Source organism: Mucilaginibacter sp. GW822-FHT03E02, from assembly GCF_058801545.1.
This window is the reverse complement of record NZ_JBXANJ010000001.1, coordinates 3417145-3435303: the sequence shown is the minus strand read 5'-3', so window position 1 is coordinate 3435303 and position 18159 is coordinate 3417145. Positions and strand designations below refer to the sequence as shown.

The 18159-nt window shown below is 43.3% G+C and carries 18 protein-coding genes; 11 read left to right on the top strand and 7 right to left on the bottom strand.

Annotation, left to right across the window (positions count from 1 at the left end; all coding sequences use genetic code 11):
- The first annotated feature begins 10 nt into the window (after positions 1–10).
- Positions 11–1657 (top strand): S8 family serine peptidase, encoded by a 1647-nt coding sequence (locus AC1RM2_RS14220; RefSeq protein WP_492985763.1) that lies wholly within the window; start codon positions 11–13, stop codon positions 1655–1657.
- Between the two features lie 19 nt (positions 1658–1676).
- A complete protein-coding gene (locus AC1RM2_RS14215) occupies positions 1677–2714 on the top strand; it encodes an Imm42 family immunity protein (RefSeq protein ID WP_492985761.1) in 1038 nt (345 codons plus the stop codon).
- Positions 2715–3002: 288 nt separating this feature from the next.
- Here AC1RM2_RS14215 and AC1RM2_RS14210 read toward each other — a convergent pair whose 3' ends face one another.
- Positions 3003–3134, bottom strand: a complete 132-nt coding sequence (locus AC1RM2_RS14210; protein ID WP_262713510.1) for a hypothetical protein — start codon at positions 3132–3134, stop codon at positions 3003–3005.
- Positions 3135–3447: 313 nt separating this feature from the next.
- Between AC1RM2_RS14210 and AC1RM2_RS14205 the strand changes: the two genes are divergently transcribed.
- On the top strand, positions 3448–3855 hold the full coding sequence (locus AC1RM2_RS14205) for an SPW repeat domain-containing protein (RefSeq protein ID WP_492985759.1): 408 nt from the start codon (positions 3448–3450) through the stop codon (positions 3853–3855).
- Between the two features lie 58 nt (positions 3856–3913).
- Here the strand turns inward: AC1RM2_RS14205 and AC1RM2_RS14200 are convergent, their stop codons facing one another.
- Positions 3914–4600, bottom strand: a complete 687-nt coding sequence (locus AC1RM2_RS14200; RefSeq protein WP_492985757.1) for a PAS domain-containing protein — start codon at positions 4598–4600, stop codon at positions 3914–3916.
- A 96-nt stretch (positions 4601–4696) separates the two neighbouring features.
- A complete protein-coding gene (locus tag AC1RM2_RS14195; protein ID WP_492985755.1) occupies positions 4697–5986 on the bottom strand; it encodes a BamA/TamA family outer membrane protein in 1290 nt (429 codons plus the stop codon).
- A 260-nt stretch (positions 5987–6246) separates the two neighbouring features.
- On the opposite strand from AC1RM2_RS14195, the gene AC1RM2_RS14190 reads away from it, so the two are divergent.
- From AC1RM2_RS14190 to AC1RM2_RS14170, 5 genes are all read left to right on the top strand, one after another.
- Complete coding sequence (locus AC1RM2_RS14190; RefSeq protein ID WP_492985754.1) at positions 6247–7281, top strand: SAM-dependent methyltransferase; 1035 nt, start codon at positions 6247–6249, stop codon at positions 7279–7281.
- Positions 7278–8411 (top strand): alpha/beta hydrolase fold domain-containing protein, encoded by a 1134-nt coding sequence (locus AC1RM2_RS14185; protein WP_492985752.1) that lies wholly within the window; start codon positions 7278–7280, stop codon positions 8409–8411. The genes AC1RM2_RS14190 and AC1RM2_RS14185 overlap by 4 nt, the downstream gene beginning before the upstream one ends.
- 1 nt (position 8412) lies before the next feature.
- Positions 8413–9705 carry an NAD(P)/FAD-dependent oxidoreductase gene (locus AC1RM2_RS14180; RefSeq protein ID WP_492985750.1) on the top strand — a complete coding sequence of 431 codons (1293 nt, stop codon included), beginning with the start codon at positions 8413–8415 and terminating at the stop codon, positions 9703–9705.
- Positions 9706–10045: 340 nt separating this feature from the next.
- On the top strand, positions 10046–10897 hold the full coding sequence (locus AC1RM2_RS14175; RefSeq protein ID WP_492985749.1) for a DUF1365 domain-containing protein: 852 nt from the start codon (positions 10046–10048) through the stop codon (positions 10895–10897).
- A 220-nt stretch (positions 10898–11117) separates the two neighbouring features.
- Positions 11118–12356, top strand: a complete 1239-nt coding sequence (locus AC1RM2_RS14170) for a class I SAM-dependent methyltransferase (RefSeq protein WP_492985747.1) — start codon at positions 11118–11120, stop codon at positions 12354–12356.
- 159 nt (positions 12357–12515) lie between these two features.
- On the opposite strand, the gene AC1RM2_RS14165 is transcribed toward AC1RM2_RS14170, so the two are convergent.
- From AC1RM2_RS14165 to AC1RM2_RS14150, 4 genes are all read right to left on the bottom strand, one after another.
- Positions 12516–13862 carry an MFS transporter gene (locus tag AC1RM2_RS14165; protein WP_492985745.1) on the bottom strand — a complete coding sequence of 449 codons (1347 nt, stop codon included), beginning with the start codon at positions 13860–13862 and terminating at the stop codon, positions 12516–12518.
- A 219-nt stretch (positions 13863–14081) separates the two neighbouring features.
- On the bottom strand, positions 14082–14876 hold the full coding sequence (locus tag AC1RM2_RS14160; protein ID WP_492985743.1) for a molybdopterin-dependent oxidoreductase: 795 nt from the start codon (positions 14874–14876) through the stop codon (positions 14082–14084).
- Entirely contained in the window at positions 14857–15570 is a 714-nt protein-coding gene (locus AC1RM2_RS14155; RefSeq protein ID WP_492985742.1) for a cytochrome b/b6 domain-containing protein, read from the bottom strand. Before AC1RM2_RS14155 ends, AC1RM2_RS14160 begins: the two co-directional genes overlap by 20 nt.
- A 271-nt stretch (positions 15571–15841) precedes the next feature.
- A complete protein-coding gene (locus AC1RM2_RS14150) occupies positions 15842–16636 on the bottom strand; it encodes a DUF1223 domain-containing protein (protein ID WP_492985740.1) in 795 nt (264 codons plus the stop codon).
- A gap of 254 nt (positions 16637–16890) precedes the next feature.
- Here AC1RM2_RS14150 and AC1RM2_RS14145 point away from each other — a divergent pair, with 254 nt between their 5' ends.
- From AC1RM2_RS14145 to AC1RM2_RS14135, 3 genes are all read left to right on the top strand, one after another.
- Positions 16891–17463 (top strand): sigma-70 family RNA polymerase sigma factor, encoded by a 573-nt coding sequence (locus tag AC1RM2_RS14145; protein WP_492985738.1) that lies wholly within the window; start codon positions 16891–16893, stop codon positions 17461–17463.
- 12 nt (positions 17464–17475) lie between these two features.
- Positions 17476–17754 carry a hypothetical protein gene (locus tag AC1RM2_RS14140; protein WP_090638303.1) on the top strand — a complete coding sequence of 93 codons (279 nt, stop codon included), beginning with the start codon at positions 17476–17478 and terminating at the stop codon, positions 17752–17754.
- Between the two features lie 82 nt (positions 17755–17836).
- A complete protein-coding gene (locus AC1RM2_RS14135) occupies positions 17837–18082 on the top strand; it encodes a hypothetical protein (RefSeq protein WP_143065338.1) in 246 nt (81 codons plus the stop codon).
- The last annotated feature ends 77 nt before the right edge of the window (positions 18083–18159 follow it).

The window sequence follows — 18159 nt, the reverse complement described above, 5'->3', positions numbered from 1 at the left end:
ATACTTGTACATGTTCAACTTTCGTTCATTTATTTTAAGCGGCCTTTTATTTTCGTCATTAGCAATAACTACAACGTTAACGGCCCAGGAGGCCGTGAAAAAGTCCGATCCCGAACCGCCAAAGTTCTGGCACCTGATGGATCTTAAAACTGATGGCTACTTTGGCATCAGCTTAAAACAAGCTTATCTTTTTGTAAAAGGCAAGCAAAGTAAAACAGTGGTGGTGGCTACCCTGGATAGTGGTATTGACACCCTGCAAAAAGACCTTAAAAGTATTTTATGGGTAAATAAAAAAGAAATTCCGGGCAATGGCATTGATGACGACCATAATGGTTATGTGGATGATATACATGGCTGGAATTTTTTGGGCGGTGCCGGAGGTAAAGCAGACTTTAACGAAACTACCGAGGAGGTGCGCGAGTACAATAAGCTGAAAGGCAAGTACGCAAATGTTACCGATAGCACCGCTACCAACAAAAAAGAATTTGCTTATTGGCAGCGCGTTAAAACTATTTATGATACAACCCTAAACAAGGCAACTACCGAAACCTCGCAGCTACAGCCTATTATGAACGCGCTGATGGCAACCAGCGGGTATATTAAACAGGCGCTTAAAATAGGGGCAAGCGGCACTTTTAGGGAAACGGATCTGGTAAACCTGAAAACGGCCAACGACACTTTGAGCCAGAGTAAATATGTTTGGACAACCATATTCTCGCAGGAAGGCGGTAATAAAACCAATGCCGAAATTATTAAAGATTTGAGCGAATACCTGGCCAAACTGAACAATGACCTTGCGCCCGACCTGGAAGCCCGAAAAAGAATTGTTGGCGACAATGTAGATAGCATGGATCATAAGCCTTACGGTAATAACTTGTTAAAATTTGCCGATGCATCGCACGGTACAGGCGTGGCCGGGCTTATTGGCGCGGTACGTAATAACGGTTACGGAATTAATGGCGTGGCCGATAATGTGCGCATTATGGCCGTTAAAACTGTGCCAAATGGCGACGAATACGATAAAGATGTTGCCAATGCCATCCGTTACGCGGTTGATAACGGGGCCAGAATCATTAACATGAGCTTTGGCAAAAAACTATCGCCGCATAAGCAATGGGTTGATGATGCGTTTAAGTACGCTGCCTCAAAAGATGTGTTGCTGGTGCTGGCTGCCGGAAATGATAACGACGATATGGATAAGAACCCCGATTATCCGAATGATTTATTTGCCGATGGTTCATCAACAGATGCAGATAACCTGATCAACGTGGGCGCTTCATCTGCAAAATTGGGCGATCACCTGGCCGGCGACTTTAGCAACTACGGTAAAAAGATGGTGGATGTTTTTGCCCCGGGTGTAAAGGTTACCACTGTTGATACTGATGCGGAGTTTAACACCGAAGATGGTACCAGTTTTTCGGCACCTATAACATCAGGCATCGCGGCTCTTTTGCTGGAGTATTATCCTAATCTGAGTGCCAAACAACTAAAGCAGGTGATCCTGGCATCAGCCACCCCGCTTACCGGCACCATGGTTTACAAACCCGGCAGCAAAACAGATAAGGTTGATTTTACAACCCTGAGCAAAACCGGCGGTATTGTAAACGCCTATAAAGCATTGCAGATAGCAGCAACTTTGCAGGGCGAGAGGAAATAGTGATTTGTTTAAAGGTGCAATGAAAATTATAGGCGATAAGAGTTTATTTGCATACCAATGGGAACCTGTAGATCATGGAAAAAATGATTACTGGGGAAATTTTTGTTTTTGGATAGGTGGTGTTGAAGTTGGTATTTATGAAGAACTTACTACATTATCTATTTCTGTATATTATCTGAAGGAGTTTCTAAAGAAATCGGAAAGTCGCATCTATTTCAAATCTGAGTTGATTCCCAAAGATAAACTGTATTATGACTTATATGAAAAGTATTTCGATAGGGATTATAAAGGGGATTCGTCAGCCTCTTTTGGTTATTTTAGCGACACATTTTGGTTGGATGAGATTGGAGAAGATAGCATAAGGGATAAAATAGGGCTTATACTACTAAATGAACCCAATGAAAATCGACAAAGAGTTATATGGAAGTACCATGAAACGAATCAAATCGAGGAAGCATTTATACCTCAAGGGTATTTTGAATTGGTTTCTCATCAATTTGTAGAAGAATTATCTGCTGAAATTGATGCTTTACCTATGACGAAAAAGATAGGCGATTCAAGAATATTTGCTTTCCATTGGGAACTTACAGACCATGATAAAGCAGACTATTGGGGGAACCTTTGTTTTCGGATAGACGGTATTACAGTGGGTATTTATGAAGAACGAACAACATTATCAAATTCCTTATTTCATTTAAAAGGATTTTTGAAAGGGTCTGAAAATCGCATCTATTTCAAATCTGAGATGATACCGAAAGAAGAATTGTTTTATGACCTGTATGAAAAGTATTTCGATGTGGATTATAAAGGGGATAAGACAGCATCTTTGGATTATTGTAGAGACACATTTTGGTTGGATGACGTCGGAGATGGCTGTATAAGGGGTACGATAGGGCTTATTCTAATAAATGAACGAAATGAAAACCGCCAACGATTTATATGGAAAAATTATAAAACAAATCAAATCGAAGAGGCATTTATACCTACGAATTATTTTGAATTCGTTTCCCGGCAATTTATAGAGGCACTGTCTGCTAAGATTGATCCTTTGGTGTAGTCTACCTATCAGCTATATCTCCACAGGCGATGAGTAAATACAAAAGTTGGCTATGGTGCCGACACATCCAACGCATGCAGAAATGACGAAATAAACCATGTCATTGCGAGGTACGAAGCAATCGCAAACGATGCAAATCCCCTATGCATCCGACGGGATTGCCACGCTATCGCTCGCAATGACATAATATAATGGTCGTGATAATGCTTGTGGGCAAATTGTTCCGAGACCCTCCGCACTTTTTACTTTCGGAGATCCATCGTCCGAAAACCTTTGCCCGCTAAAAAACTACTTTTTCTTATCGGCATTAATGGGTTTTACCACATTGGCTTTGCCCGATTGATAATCAGATGGTGCTTTTTTACCGCCCTCGGCGGCAGGTTTCTTTTTTTCTTTTACGGCTTGTCTGTCCTTGCTCATGATGATTCTGTTTTATAGATATTAATATTAGGCCAGCAAATTTGGCAGCCCGGTTTAATTTGTATTGGAAATGGTACTTAGCCGGGAGTTTCTTTTGCCCCGCCATTAAAGGAAGAAAAGGAATTGCTTTATTTTTTAAAACGCTTATCTTTGAATCGAATTGCTAAAGCAATTAATTAAAGGTACTTGTTTTAAGTAATATAAAACGTTACAGCTGATTTTAAATATCAAAAAACTGTATAAATGTTTAACTTTGGAACGGTTTTTAACATACGCACATTAATATAATTACAACACAACAATAGCTACAACAATGAAAAGCTTCATTCCTACAACAACTTATGCAGTTTTAAATTATGTAATTGCCCTTTTACTAATTTCGACACTGTGGACATTTGATACCTTGCACATTGGTGGCGCGGCGTTATTTTTACCATTAATTATAGGATGGCTGCAATTGATCATGGCTATTTTTGCTAATAACAAACTGGGCTTTTTAAAAGTATTTCCGATGAGCATGCACAATGTTAACGACGTAATTATGGGTTCGTTTTTAATGTGCTCGCCATGGGTATATGATTTTCATTCAACAATCTGGATTCCGCAAGTGCTTTTTGGAGGCGCGTTATTTATCATGGGCATCTTTACGCAAGGTTCTCCGCTACTTAATAAAGAGCACACCTTACAACAAGGCGGTCTCACTTCAACAGATTCATTGTAACCCCAACGGGTTTGATTATAGGATATAAAAAAGGGGCGCAATTTGCGCCCCTTTTTTATTAGAGATTTTTTTGTGCTTGCGCTTGTTCCCTTTCGCGCAGGTTGCGCATGATCTTGGTATATCCGCGATGTTTGTGCTGATCGTCATATAGCGGAAATACCAGCCCGCTGCCCCAAAAACGGGTGCCATCTTTACGCATATGATAGCGTTCGTCAATAGCGCGGCCCTCTCTCAGGGCGGTTTTTAATTCCTGCTCAGGCACGTCGGCGGCAACGTCCTCGGGAGTAAAAAATACATCGGCGCATTTGCCTAAAATCTCAAGCTCTTTATAGCCCAAAACCTTTTCGGCGCCGGTATTCCAGCTGTTGATATCGCCATTGGTATCGGTAGTAATTACCGCGTAATCTTCCAGGCTTTCCAATACCTGCCTGAAAAAATCTTCGCTCATCCTGAAATAACGGTCGTCAAATAACTCGTCCTGGGTGATTGTATTATCAATGGTATGATACTCAATAAAAATGTTGTTGCTATCTACGCCACAAGCCAGTTGCATCGGTTCGCGGGTAATTTTATAAAAGGTCTCGTAACCATCGGGCAGGTTGTTTAATGCCGGTTTTTGTTTTACCGGCATCATGGTAATGGTAACGGCCTCGTCGGTAAGCTGGCTGTTAATATTTACTAAAAGATAACCATATCCTTTTTCTATCAGGTTGCCAAGCAGCTCAGGTGTAAATGGAACGCGCATTTTTGTTAAGGTTAAAACTGTTCGCTTTTCCCTCGCAAAAATGAAACCATTTGTGGTCTATAGGAGACAGAAGTATTTTATATGCAGATAAAGTATCTAAAATACTTCGTTAAGCCCTAAAAAAAAGCCATTGGAGCCGTAGCTGCCGCGGGCGTAATCAAAGCACATGTTCGATCGGGTATATTTGTTAAACAGCAACCGTAACCCAAAACCCGCCCCCGGCTCCCAGTACCTGAATAATTTGATATCGCGCTGGTTATTGGCCGATTCGATATTTACAAAAGTAACGCCGCTTAAAAGCTTGTTTTTAGTTAATGGGAACCGGTATTCGGCCTCGTTGTAAACAAAGGATGGCCCTTTAAACCGCCCTATTATAAAAGCCCGGCCAATGCGGCCGTAGGCATCGCTTGCGGTGCCAGGCAGCTCAAGGTAAGGTATCGATCCGCTCAGGAGGTAGTTGGCCCAGTGCCAAAAAGCCAGCACGTTTTCGGGGTCGGTATCGCTCAGGCTCCAGTATTTCCTGAATTCGGCTTTTAGTTGTACGGCATTATGGTTGCTGCCCAGCCAGCCCTGGTTGGTACGCAAAACTACATCGGCATAAATACCTTTAAATGCCCGGTTGGGCTGATCGCGGCTGTTATATTGAAAGTTTAGCAGGATGCCGTTTGCATTGTATTTAAAGGGATAATAACCTTTGCGGATACTATACCTGTAGTTGTGCGTTTCTTCAACCGGGATGTTTTTGCGGTTGTCGTCAATGTTGTTATAAAAGTTAAAGCTAAGACCCGCGCCCACATAAATATGGTCGGTTATTTTCCGGTAAATACGTTCGTTTATTTTTAAGTAAGTATACCTGATAGGAAACTCGTCGGGGTTATCACCAAAATGCCTGTCGCCCATATGAAAGGGGCCGTCGCCAACACTACGCCGCCCGGTGCCCAGGCCATTATCTTTGGCTATGGTTTTGCCAACCTGTAAGGTACCCTGCAGGTTCCAGCTATTTTTTGAAGTAAAGGCGTTATGTTTAAATTCAAGCGTGGATAGCCCATTTGTAGAAATATAGGCCCCGGCATTCATGACCGATAATATGGTATTGCGCCTGTCGCCAAAATATTTGCCCGCGGCCGACGTTGCGCCTATGGCAAAGCCCACACTTGGGTTGTAGGCCGCGGATGGTAATACCGCCCAAAAAAAGTTTTTTTCCTGGAGGCTGGTATCTGCGGTAGCCGGTTTTTTACTGCTGAAAAAGGAGTTTAAAAGACCATTGGCGTCACTTTGGGTTTTTAGCGAATCCTCTAAACTCATCCTGGTTTGTGCACGAATGGCAGTTGTGGTTAGGGTAAGAAAAAGTAGCGCAAGGGCAAACCTGCAAATTAGTGAAATCAATTTAGGGCATTAATTAGTGATTGCTAATATAAACTTATCATTTTGAAAGTGCGCATTTTAAGCGGGATTTTGTTTGATTTTTAGAGAGATATTAGTGCCGTTAAAAATTAACAAACGGTCCTGAGGTAAAGTAAAAAGTCGAGATAAATAATAAAAATAGTTGCGGCGAAATCCAAGTTATAACGTACAACGTATACCTCTTAAAAATCAACTCAACAAAAAAACGTATAACTTAACACGTTAAACGTACAACCTAAAATATGTGGTACGATAAACTAATTGAACAAGACAAAGTTCCGGACCTGCTTTTAAGGCAGGGGATCCGGAAATTATTAAAGCAACGCCTTGCCGATGAAAATAAAGGTGATGTAGAGGCTCAGCAGGAACATTTAATGTCGTTGATTGCCCAGCTAAAGGCATCGCCTATAGCGGTTAATACTGCCGATGCCAATGAACAGCATTACGAAGTACCAACCCAATTTTACCAGTACTGCCTGGGCAAAAATTTAAAATACTCAAGCGGTTACTGGAAACCTGGTGTTACCGATATTGATACGTCCGAAGATGATATGCTGGAAATAACCTGCAAGCGGGCAGAGTTAGCCAATGGGATGAATGTGTTGGAACTGGGTTGTGGCTGGGGCTCGTTATCGTTATATATGGCAGTTAAATTTCCGCAGAGCAATTTTACGGTGGTATCCAATTCCCGTACACAAAAAGCCCATATTGATGAGCAGGCCGATAGGCGTGGAATAAGCAACCTTACCGTATTTACTGCCGATATGAATACTTTTACGATAGCCGATAAATTCGACAGAGTGGTATCGGTTGAGATGTTTGAGCACATGCGTAATTACCAGTTGCTGATGGCCAAAGTAGCTTCGTTTTTAAAACCTGATGGCAAGCTGTTCATTCATATATTTACGCACAAGGAGTACGCTTACCTGTTTGAGGTAATTGACGAAACCGACTGGATGAGCAAGTACTTTTTTACCGGTGGCATTATGCCCAGCGATGACCTGATGTTTTATTTTAACGATCACCTGCTGGTTGAAAAGCACTGGCATGTAAACGGCACGCACTACGGCAAAACATCCGAGGCATGGCTAAGCAATATGGATAAACACAAAACCGAAATTATGCCATTGTTTGAGCAAACCTATGGAAAAGACCAGGCTGTGAAATGGTGGGTGTACTGGCGGATATTTTACATGGCCTGTGCCGAACTGTGGAACTATAATAACGGTAACGAATGGATTGTAAGTCACTATTTATTTCATAAAAAAGCAGCATGATCCGTTTTGTAATCTGCATTATATTATTGCTGATATCCTTACTCACTATTTTTAAAGCTTTTGAATACACCATGTGGATGGCATCTATCATCGCCACAGAGTTTTGCTGGGTGTTTATCTTGTTTACTTTAGCCGCGCTTTTGTCGGGATTTTTTTCGGCAAAATACCAGCTGGCCGGAACGATTACGGGTGTTTTGGCCCTTATTTTATTTACCACACCAATAATCAGGGCCTATAATGTAGCCGCAAATCTTAAGCAGAATTTTACCGCTGAGTTTGGGCCAGACAGCACTATTGTTGATGGTGCCAATACACAACCACCCTATAGCTTTTTCAATATGTTCAGGGGAAACAAGGAGGTCGCCTATAAAACCTATATCTACAACCAATACCCGGATTTAAACCTTACTATGGACTATTTCCCATCGCAAAAAGCGGGTAACCGGCCCTGCGTGGTAGTTGTACATGGCGGTTCATGGAATAAGGGCGATAACAAACAGCTGCCCGAATTAAACAGCTACCTGGCAACCATAGGTTATAATGTAGCGGCCATAACTTATCGCTTGGCACCCAAATACCAAACGCCTGCGCCGGTGGAGGATGTGCATGCCGCTTTTGCTTACCTGCGTGCACATGCGGAGGAGTTAAATATCGATACTAACAATTTTATTTTGCTGGGCCGGTCGGCCGGGGCGCAGATAGCTTTGCTGGCTGCTTACACCTTGCATGAGCCTGGTTTAAAAGCGGTAATTGATTATTATGGCCCGGCAGATATGGTTTGGGGATATTCCATACCTTCAAGTCGGTTGATCATGGATTCGCGTAAAGTGATGCGCGATTACATCGGGGGGGCCTATCAGCAGGTACCGCAAAAGTTTGCGGCTTGTTCGCCACTGGAGTTTGTGGATAAGCAAGCTTTGCCAACGCTCATCATCCACGGCGAAAACGACGTATTGGTATCGCCCGAGCACAGCCGGAGGTTAAACCTGAAGCTGGAGCAAAACGGCATCAAACATTTTTACTTAAAACTGCCCTGGGCCACCCACGGGTTCGATTTTAATTTAAACGGGCCAGGCGGGCAGCTGGCTACCTATACTGTTGAACGCTTTTTAAATACGGTAACAAAATAACATGTTAAAAACGGCTATTATAGGCACCGGTATTGCCGGCATGGGCTGTGGCCATTTCCTGCACCCCAACAGCGACCTTACTTTTTACGAGCAAAATAACTATGTTGGCGGCCATACCAATACCGTAACGGTAGACGAAGATGGCAAGCCCGTATATGTAGATACCGGCTTTATGGTTTTTAACTACCATACCTACCCCAACCTGTGCCGCCTGTTTGCCGAGATTGGAGCACCTGTTAAAAAAACCGATATGTCGTTCAGCGTGCAGCATATGCCTACCTGGCTGGAGTATTCGGGTTCGAGTGTTAACCACTTGTTTGCACAGCGCAAGAACATTTTCAATATTAAATACATTAAAATGCTGATGCAGATTGGCAGGTTTAATAAAGAGAGCGTTAAAATTGTTGACGACCCGAAGTATGCCAATTATTCGATAGGCCGGTATGTAAAAGAGTTTGGTTTTGGCGAAGAAATGCTGTGGAAGTATTTGGTGCCCATGAGCTCGGCCGTATGGTCTACCCCGATGGAGCAGATGCTGGATTTTCCGGCGGTAACGCTTATCCGTTTTTTTCAGAATCATGGCTTTTTAGGGCTCGATACCCAGCACCAGTGGTATACGCTGGAGAAAGGAAGTCAATCATACCGGGAAATCCTGATCAGGCCGTTTAAAAATCGTATTCACATAAACCGTAAAGCCACCAAGGTTGTGCGTACCCCGGATGGCAAAGTAACGGTTCATGCAGCCGACGGCTCGCAGGAAACATTCGACAGGGTGATCATCGCCACCCACGGCGACCAGGCTCTTGCTTTGCTGGATACACCTACACCGCGTGAGCACAGCCTGCTATCCTGCTTTAAATACCAGTACAACAAAGCCACCCTGCATACCGACGAAAGCATTATGCCCAAAGCCAAACTGGCCTGGGCCAGCTGGAATTACCGCATCCAAAATGAAAACGGCAAGCTTAACCCAAGCACCATTTACTGGATGAACATGCTGCAGGGCGTATCAGATAAAAAGAACTATTTTGTATCCATCAACCCGCACGATAACATCGACCCTAAAAAGATCATCCGCGAAATTGATTACCACCATCCGTTGTTTGATGTGCCCGCCATAAGCGCGCAGGAGCAGTTGTATAAATTAAACCTCGAAGGACCGGTTTACTTTTGCGGCAGTTATTTTAAATACGGCTTCCACGAGGATGCCTTTACCAGCGCCGTTAAACTTTGCTCGCAATTGCTGGGCAGGGCGGTGTATGATGAAAGTGTGGCGATACGGCCGGCGGTGTAAGTATCTATAGCGCGTTCCCGGAAAAACAGGTAGATCCTACGGGTCAAAGGATGGATTTTGGACTCTGCGCTACAAACGGGTAGCCTCTACGAGGCAATAAACAATCTGTTAATACACAGTAGGATTATCTAAAAACTGTAAACTTTTTTAGGACTATGTATTGCGCTTTTGCCTCGTAGAGGCTACCCGTTTGTAGAAAATATTGTCTCTCCCTTTTTTGCCTCGTAGAGGCTACCTGATTCTTTCTGCTGCTTATAATTTCCGAAATTTAAAACACCTGATTTTTCGGTAGCCACCGGCCTTGCTAAACCAGTTGCCCATTTATTCCGTATATTCATACATGGCAAACACCGCTGTCAATTCCTGTTTATACAAGGCAAAAGTGATGCACCACCGGCTTGCGCCAAAGGTGCATAGCTTTCACTACGAGGTGTTTATGTTTTACCTCGATCTGGATGAGATTGATAGCCTAAGTAAAAGCCTGAAGCTCATGAGCCGTAACCGGTTCAATCTTTTCAATTTCAGGGATAAAGATCATTTGCAGTTGCCGCGCGAAAATCCGGATACTTCCAAAAATATCCGCCAGCATATTACCGCTTATCTGCAACAAAACGGCATGGATATTGGCACCGGCCGTATCATGGTGCTTACCAACCTGTGCACTATGGGTTACCAGTTTAATCCGGTATCGTTTTATTTTTGCTATCACGAAAACGGGCAAATTGCCTGTTCAATAGTGGAGGTTTGCAATACCTTTCTGGAGATGAAGCCATACTTTTTAAGCGCCGGTACTATGCAAGGCGATCAGTTTAAACTGAACACCGAAAAGTACTTTTATGTATCGCCGTTTATCGATATGGATACCAATTTTGATTTCGACCTGCACATTCCTGGCGAAAAACTGCAGGTAAAAATTGATGATTATGATAAACAAGGCAACCGTTTTTTTATCAGTACGTTAAAGGGAGTAAGAAAACCCCTTACCGATGCCAACCTGTTGCTTTATTTTGTCAGCTTCCCGCTCATCACCCTAAAAGTAATTACGCTTATACATTGGCAGGCTTTGAAGCTTTGGCTTAAAAAAATACCCTTTCATAAAAAAGAAGATCAAAAAGAACTGCAAAAAGAAGTATTCAGACCTTTTGGAAGAGAATCAAGAGTCAAGAATCAAGAGTTAAGACAAAGACAGTAGAAGGGGCCTAAACATACGGGCTATCGGCTTACATGTCTTTTCCTGATTGAAACCAAGTATGACAATTGATCATTGTTTTTGTCTTTCTTGATTCTTGAATCTAATTTCCTGACTCTTTCATTTGCTTTATTTCAATTTTTTGTAAATTGATAAAACCTTGCACCAATTAAATTACGTAACTATTACAAATAACCATACCAGCATAATAGTTTTCTGAACCATGGCCAGCACGCTTACAATCACAAAAACCAATAGCTTTTACCAGGATATTGTTTTGAATATCCTATCCAAAATGGATAAGGGAACCCTTTACCTTACTTTGCCCGATGGCGGACAAATGGTTTTGGGCAATGGCACGGGTAATGTTACTGCAAGCGTTACCATAAACCACAGCGAATTTTATAAACGCCTTATTTTATTTGGCGATATAGGCTTTGGCGAGGCCTATGTTGATGGGCTTTGGGATACCGATAATATCACTAATGTAATTAAATGGTTTCTGCTGAATATTGAAAATACACCGGGCCTGTCGGGCAGCAAAGTGCAAACGCTGTCGCTTAACGTTATGAAGTGGTTTAATAAAATATATCATTTTAAAAGGGCCAATACCGTTGAAGGCTCGCGTAAGAACATCTCGGAACACTACGACCTGAACAACGATTTCTTTGCCAGTTTTCTTGATCCTACCATGACCTACTCGGCCGCTTACTTTTATAAAGATGGCTTAAGCCTGGAAGAAGCGCAGATAGCCAAGTATGACAGGCTGTGCCGCCAGTTGCATTTAAAACCAACCGATCATGTACTTGAAATTGGCAGCGGCTGGGGCGGCAATGCCATTTACATGGCTCAAAAATACGGTTGTAAGGTAACATCGTTAACTATATCCGAAGAGCAGCACAAACTGGCCGTTGAGCGTGTTGAGGCTGCCGGTTTAAGTGATAGGGTAAGCATCCTGGTAAAAGATTACCGCCAGATGCATGGCACTTTTGACAAGATAGTATCTGTTGAAATGCTGGAAGCCGTGGGCTTTAGCTATATGGATGTTTACTTCCAAAAATGCCACGAGCTGTTAAAGAAAGACGGCATCCTGGCCATCCAGGTAATCACCTCGCCCGATTCACGCTACAAAGCCCTGCGTAAAGGGGTTGATTGGATTCAGAAACATATTTTCCCGGGCTCATTATTGCCATCGGTAGGCGCCATTAATGAATCTATTAACCGTACCGGCGATATGACAATGGTTGATTTGAAAGATATCGGGCTGGATTATGCCCAAACATTAAAATTATGGCACGAAGCCTTTAACGCCAACGTGCCTAAAGTAAGATCATTGGGCTTTGACGATAAATTTATCCGCAAATGGAACTATTATCTCTGCTATTGTGAAGCCGCCTTTGAAATGCGCAACATTAACGTAATGCACCTGGTTTATACGCGGCCTAATAATATTGGGAGGTAGTTTTTGGTGAATGGTTGATTAGGTGAGTGATTTTTCAAATCTTCTATTGATGGGGCTCGCGCCGCCACTGCGAATTGGCCGGAGTGTGTTACACCGGCGATAATGGATCGATACCCACCTCTTGCAAACATTTTCAAATTTTCAAATCCTCAAATTCCCTCATCCACTCACCTTCTGCTCCCTGAACCGGCTAAAAAATACTATAGCCAACAGGCAGAGTACGGCACCGCAAATACCGTTAAGGCGTAAGCCGTAATCGTGGCCCGGATCTTTACCATATACGGTTAAAAAAGCAAACAGGGCTATACCCAGTGTTTGGCCTAATTTTACAAACAGGTATTTAACAGCAAAAAACATCCCTTCGCGGTTTTCACCCGTACGCAGGGCCTCGCTTTGGGCTATCTCGGCAAGTATCGCATTCGGGAGGATCCCTAATGAAGCCAGGGGAAATGACGCACTTAAAACCAGGATATAAATTTGTACCTGCGGCGCGAACGGGAATTTACCCAGGAAAAATATCGCTACAAAAATGAGGCTCAACAGGCCAAATGAAAAAAGCACAATAATTTTTTTACCGATTTTTTTAGACAGGAGATTAACGATAGGATAAAATACCAGCGAAAACAACACCATTGATCCCATTAAAACCCCGCCCATTGATTCGGGCAGGTTGAGCAGTACGGTTAAAAAATATAACAAGCCGCTTGATATGATACTGAGCGACATGTAGTACGAAAAATCGGAAATGAGGTAGTACTTGAAATTTCGGTTTTCAAACGTTTTTCTGATGGCCGGAATCAGCCGTAAATGCGTTGGCTTGCTGCTGGAGTATTTTTTTTCATCAATACTTAAAACGGGCACCAACATTATTAACCCTGCAAAGCCGCACAAGCCCCAGATGGTATACTGTACTGCCGAGTTGCGGTCCAATATGTGGAAGCTATGCTGCACCAGGTCGGCAAAATTATTTACCATGGCCGATATGATAATACCGATAACAAAACCCACCTGTTGAAATGAGGAGAGCTTTACTTTTTCGGCGGCGGTATCGGCCATCTCTGGCAACAGCGCGTTATAGGGAATTATATAGCTGGTGGCAGCCATAAAAAAGCAAACAAGAGTAAGCGTGATCCAGGCCGCATTTTTCATGCTTTCCATTCGGGTCGCCGGGTGAAAAGTAAGCGCGCAAAAAACAACCGCCGGCAAAATAGCCCATTTCATGAAGGGGATACGCCGCCCTCGCGGGTTTTCGCTTTTATCGCTGAGTGAACCAATGAAGGGATCAAAAACGGCATCAACAAACCTGCCCGAGGCTACTATGATTGACATGATATTGAGCACCCCAAACACCAGCAACTGCGGCACCAGCGGAATTAACCCCGAGTTGGATGGAGGCAGGTAAAAGTAGGGCAGCATCACGATAATGATATTAGTCATCACGCTCCAGCCTATCATCCCGCAGGCATAAGCAAGTTGTTTTGAAAGTGGAAGTTTAGCTGCCGGCATGTATTGCAATATGCAAATATTAACTCAATGCCGCAAAGGGTGGAGGGAAAAGGTAAAAGGCGAAAGGTAAAAGGTAGCTTCGGCGGCGGCGGGGCAGGTAAAAGGTAGCTGCGGCTGAGGGGGATAAGCTACCGGAGAAAGGTTATTTGAGGGATAAAGGCGAATCATTCACCCTTTCGCCTTTTACCTTTCGCCTTTCACCTTTCACCTTCAACCTCCTTAAAGTCCCGAGTAATAATCATAGCCTTGCTCGGCCCAGTAATCGGGCGGGCGGCTATCGCTAAAAGTCATGGTGCCTATACGTTTTAGGTTTTTGATGCCGTATTTAACCGGGATAATGAGCCTCAGCGGCGCGCCGTGTTTTGGCGGCAGGGGCTGTTCATTTACCTCGTAGGCCAGCAGGGTTTGCGGATGCATGGCGCTTGGCATATCAATACCCACATAGTATCCTTTATCGGGCGTTGCCAGGCCTACGTATTGTAATTTTGTCTGATCGTCTAATTTAAAATGACTTATAAAATCGCTGAATTTTACGCCGCCCCAATGCGATATCTGGTCCCAGCCCTCTACGCATTTAAAATCATAAACGATATCTGTTTTTGGCAGGGCTTTAATATCATCAATGGAAATGCTCAGCACTTCGCCCGAGTGTTTTTTTACCTGCAACCGCCAGGCGGCTACATCTATTTTGCCTTCGCTGCCAATATCTTCATTGTGGCGTACATTTTTCGCCGCCATTTCTTTAGGGTAAGTTTTAACCAGGTTACTATTGCTGAATACCCTGCGGAAGGCAAGCTCGGTTTTGTTTAAAGCCCGGCGCAAAGAAGCCCGTGCCCCTGCTGTTACGGTTGCCGTTTCCTCGGGCGAATTATAAAGCCATTTCCATCCGCCATAGGCAGCCCCGGCAGCTATAAAAAAGGTGCCAAATGATATAAAATTGCGGCGGGTAATTTTTTGCTCAACCGTAAGGGTTTTTTTAGGGCCTTTATTTTTTTTATTGAACGGGGTTTTCATCGGTAGTGGGGGTTGGGGTTTCGGTAATAGGTTCAGGATCTTTTACTGCGATAACTTCAAATCCGGATATCACCGAACGGAAATTATTCCAGCCGGCAAGTATCACCTGTATAATATGGATCAGGAAGAAAAACACATAGCCAATGGTTAATGCAAAGTGAAGGATGCGTGCAAAATGGTAACCGCCGCATAGCCAGGTTAAATAATAAAACTGCACCGGTTTGTAAATAGCCAGCCCGGTTATCAGCGAACCAAACCCCATTACAATAATTGCGGTATAGGCAATGCGCTGGGCCGCGTTGTACTTGTTTTGCGGCGGCGCCATTTTGCGGACGTGGAGATCATGCAGCAACACCAGCCAGGCTTCTTTAAACGATTTTTTTTGCGGTACCAGTTCGCGCCACTCGCCCGATATGATGGTGTACAATACATAAACCAGGCCGTTAAGCGCAAAAGCCCACATAAACAAGAAATGGAAAGCCATTCCCTCAGATAGCCGGTGGGTTATGTTAAAGGCATGGTAAAACCACTGCGGAAAAAAACTGAAAAAAGTATGTCCAAACAGGGTAATGCTGTACTCATCATTGGCCCAGTAAATAAGCATCCCGCTCCATATCATAATTGTAAGGATGGGGAAATTTACCCAATGCGTCCACCGCATGGCCAGCGGGTGTTTTTCTTTTATTATTTTCATTTAGTGTTGGTTTGGTGTTTGACTTGGAAAATTAAAGCGTTGAATGTTCAAAAGAGCGCCGGCTTGTGCGATTCCTTCCTTGGGGAAGGAGGAGGTAGGGGTTAAATCAGGCATTCAAGCACCATTCAGCTTGTCACTCGTATAACCCCTCCCTGCCTTTGCGCTCATTGTCAGCCGCACCCCTCCCATTGGGAGGGAATTAAAAAAACTTTCTGAAATTCCTTGTTTGTAATCCACAACCCGTTTGTGAACAACAAAGCTTTCTCTTTTATTATTTACTTACACCAGTATCAAAGCCCGATTTTGCCGCAGCCAATATAGCACCATTGCCGGTGTTTTGTACAAAGCCAATAACCTCATAGCCGGCAGCGCTAAAACCATTTGGCAAAGCAATATTTGCTGTGCCGGCGCCGGCTGTGTTTAATGGTACGCTTTGTAGGTTACGTACTATTTGCACATGCGATAGTGTACGGCCGCCGTTTTCGCCGCGCTGCACTTTGGTTTGCCCGTTTTTTTGCACCAGGGCCAATAGTAATGTAGTGTTCTTGCCCGCGCCTTCGGCCTTGTATTGCACGGCAATATGGCCTGCGGTATTCTGCGCGTTAAGGGTTAGGCCGCCCGCCGGGGCAGCGCGTAAGCCGGCGGTAATAGCATTACGCAAAGTACCTTCTTCCGATCCTACAAATTCCTTATGCCCGTTAACTACTATCTGCGGCGTATAAACCGATTGTAGGTTTAGCCAGTTAGCATATTGGTTTTGGCGTTTCGAATAATCGGCACTGCTAAAAGGATCTTTCCAGCCCAGGCGGTTCCAGTAATCAACATGGAAAGCCAGAATGTAAACCGGTTTGTCAACGTCTTCTTTCTGTATCCGTGCCACCAGCTCATCGGCCGGCGGGCAGCTGGAGCAACCCTCGGATGTAAAAAGCTCAATTACCGCAAATCCGTTGCCTGTAATTTGGGGGTAAGTTTTTTTTGCCGCGTTACCAGGGATAGTAAACGCTGTTGTTGCCAAAGCCGCTACTGTAAGGCCGGCAGCAATGGCCAATATTTTAAATCGTTTCATAATTTTTATCAGTTTGATATACGTTTTTATGGCTTAGTCGGCTTGTTTTGGATATCCTTACAAAAAAAAATTTTTTATTTGGCAGGCCCGGTAACAGGCAAATAATGCGTAATTGAAATATAATCAACAGGATATACGTAAATTTAAGCAATTATAAACCGGTTTCGGGCAAGTAAAAAAAGCAATATTATATTGTAAGGATTGGACGACATAAACGACTAACAGAATAAAGGTTTTATGAATATACTTATTTAATGGCTGCTGATAACCAACTTTTAAACCCCAGGCTTTGGGTTGAAACCCATGCCGATTATCTGTATGGCTATGCGCTGTCGCGATTGAACGACGAAGAACTGGCTAAAGACCTGGTGCAGGAAACTTTTTTGGCGGCTTTACAAAGGGCCGATAAGTTTGAAGGCAAAAGCTCCGAACGCACCTGGCTGACAGCTATCCTTAAAAATAAGATCATTGATGTTTACCGGAAAAAATCATCGGGCTTAAAAAACACCGATGTTAAACAGGCCGAAGAGGAGCAGCAGGATTTTTTTGACGAAGACAACGGGCATTGGAACAAAGCCTACCAACCAAAGCCTTTTGGTATTGAAGACCATGACCCGCTGGCAGGCAAAGAGTTTAACAGCATTTTACAAAAGTGCATGCAAAAACTGCCCTCTCTTTGGATGGCTGTTTTTACCATGAAACATATTGATGATGCTACTACAGATATTATTTGCAGCGAGCTTAAAGTTACACAGGCCAACTTTTGGGTAATTATCCACAGGGCCAAATTGAACCTGCGTGCCTGCCTTCAAAAAAACTGGGTTTAAAAAATTAGCTATATGAGTCCACTAAAACATATTATATACAATTGCAGGCAGGCTACATTTTTGATTGAAAAAAAACAATACAAAAAATTAAGCTTCCGCGAGTTTATTGAACTGCGCATCCACCTGGCCGGATGCTCGGTTTGTACATTGTATAACAAGCAAAGCCGTGTTATTAACCAAATGGTGCAGCAGCTTTTTCATGACTCGATGAAAAACGAAGGGGCACATCTTGATGAGGGTTTTAAAAAAGACCTGCAACACCGTATTGACGAGGAACTGAATAAAAATTGAAATACTTTGTAAGGTATCATTAAGCCGCCCGACTAAGGTTGAAATGTTGGTATAAAACAACATGAAAACTAAAAATCAAAGTATGAAAACAATTATTTCAGGCGCATTGGCAGCAACAGTAGTTGCACTATGTTTAACCCTTAACGTGCAGGCTAAATCATTAACTCCGGCAAATTTAAAAGCACCGGTTACCGCAGTAAGCGATACCGGCAAAATGGCCAAGGGCAAAATGAAAATGGCTAAAATGGAAAAGAAAAAAATGGCCAAAATGGAAAAAAGCAAGATGAAGATGGATAAAATGAAAAAAGACACAGCAGGTAAAATGTAACCTGGTTTTGGTTTGTTGATCGTTTAGAGGGAGGTGATGCTCCCTCTTGTTTTTTATGAGATTTTAAATCGGGCTCC

What these genes read in the sequence shown, in the direction of transcription:
- AC1RM2_RS14220 (WP_492985763.1), top strand. Translation starts at nt 11, where the DNA reads ATGTTCAACTTTCGTTCATTTATTTTAAGCGGCCTTTTATTTTCGTCA.
- AC1RM2_RS14215 (WP_492985761.1), top strand. Translation starts at nt 1,677, where the DNA reads ATGAAAATTATAGGCGATAAGAGTTTATTTGCATACCAATGGGAACCT.
- AC1RM2_RS14210 (WP_262713510.1), bottom strand. Translation starts at nt 3,134, where the DNA reads ATGAGCAAGGACAGACAAGCCGTAAAAGAAAAAAAGAAACCTGCCGCC.
- AC1RM2_RS14205 (WP_492985759.1), top strand. Translation starts at nt 3,448, where the DNA reads ATGAAAAGCTTCATTCCTACAACAACTTATGCAGTTTTAAATTATGTA.
- AC1RM2_RS14200 (WP_492985757.1), bottom strand. Translation starts at nt 4,600, where the DNA reads ATGCGCGTTCCATTTACACCTGAGCTGCTTGGCAACCTGATAGAAAAA.
- AC1RM2_RS14190 (WP_492985754.1), top strand. Translation starts at nt 6,247, where the DNA reads ATGTGGTACGATAAACTAATTGAACAAGACAAAGTTCCGGACCTGCTT.
- AC1RM2_RS14185 (WP_492985752.1), top strand. Translation starts at nt 7,278, where the DNA reads ATGATCCGTTTTGTAATCTGCATTATATTATTGCTGATATCCTTACTC.
- AC1RM2_RS14180 (WP_492985750.1), top strand. Translation starts at nt 8,413, where the DNA reads ATGTTAAAAACGGCTATTATAGGCACCGGTATTGCCGGCATGGGCTGT.
- AC1RM2_RS14175 (WP_492985749.1), top strand. Translation starts at nt 10,046, where the DNA reads ATGGCAAACACCGCTGTCAATTCCTGTTTATACAAGGCAAAAGTGATG.
- AC1RM2_RS14170 (WP_492985747.1), top strand. Translation starts at nt 11,118, where the DNA reads ATGGCCAGCACGCTTACAATCACAAAAACCAATAGCTTTTACCAGGAT.
- AC1RM2_RS14165 (WP_492985745.1), bottom strand. Translation starts at nt 13,862, where the DNA reads ATGCCGGCAGCTAAACTTCCACTTTCAAAACAACTTGCTTATGCCTGC.
- AC1RM2_RS14160 (WP_492985743.1), bottom strand. Translation starts at nt 14,876, where the DNA reads ATGAAAACCCCGTTCAATAAAAAAAATAAAGGCCCTAAAAAAACCCTT.
- AC1RM2_RS14155 (WP_492985742.1), bottom strand. Translation starts at nt 15,570, where the DNA reads ATGAAAATAATAAAAGAAAAACACCCGCTGGCCATGCGGTGGACGCAT.
- AC1RM2_RS14150 (WP_492985740.1), bottom strand. Translation starts at nt 16,636, where the DNA reads ATGAAACGATTTAAAATATTGGCCATTGCTGCCGGCCTTACAGTAGCG.
- AC1RM2_RS14145 (WP_492985738.1), top strand. Translation starts at nt 16,891, where the DNA reads ATGGCTGCTGATAACCAACTTTTAAACCCCAGGCTTTGGGTTGAAACC.
- AC1RM2_RS14140 (WP_090638303.1), top strand. Translation starts at nt 17,476, where the DNA reads ATGAGTCCACTAAAACATATTATATACAATTGCAGGCAGGCTACATTT.
- AC1RM2_RS14135 (WP_143065338.1), top strand. Translation starts at nt 17,837, where the DNA reads ATGAAAACAATTATTTCAGGCGCATTGGCAGCAACAGTAGTTGCACTA.